This window comes from Campylobacter sp. CNRCH_2014_2452 (genome assembly GCF_025772865.1).
GTDB classification, from domain to species: Bacteria; Campylobacterota; Campylobacteria; order Campylobacterales; family Campylobacteraceae; genus Campylobacter_D; species Campylobacter_D lari_D.
Window position 1 is genome coordinate 1 of the sequence record NZ_JAKMSX010000034.1, and the last position, 573, is coordinate 573.

The 573-nt window shown below is 17.6% G+C and carries 1 protein-coding gene; it reads left to right on the plus strand.

Translation table 11 applies throughout. The features are described 5' to 3' along the window. Positions 1-573, plus strand: a 573-nt coding sequence (locus L8X38_RS08400) for a hypothetical protein (protein WP_263661772.1), incomplete at its 5' end; no start/stop codon positions are given.

The window sequence follows — 573 nt, forward strand, 5'->3', positions numbered from 1 at the left end:
AAAGAATCTTTTCATATCAATATCTTAATCAATAGTGATACACTTTATAAAAATCCTTTATTGCAATATAATATAAATAGAAAAATTTCTAAAGATGATAATATCATTTATGCTTTAAAAAATACTTCTAGTATAAATCAAGCTTTTAAAAACTTAAAACAATTACAAGAAGTATTATTAAAAGAAAATATATTTTTAAATTTTATAGACTTAAATAGTAAAGAAAGCCTTTTAAGTTTTTACAATCAAATATTAAGTAATCATCATCTTAAGGATTATTTTTATATAAAAAATAATCAATTTTTTATTAAAGAAGATATAAAAAATAAAATTGTATTTCACAATATCAATTCTTCTTCTATTATAAGTAATTATCTTAGCTTGTTAAATGATTTTAATACTTTAAGCAAGATAGAACTTATAAATATATTAGAAAGTTTAAGTTTATACAATCTTTCAACTTTAATGCAAGATATACAAAAAAGATATTTAAAACTAGAATATAACTTAAAAAGCTTTAATAAAGATAGTATCTTTTTATCTAATATGATTATGAATGTGAGGTTGAAGTAG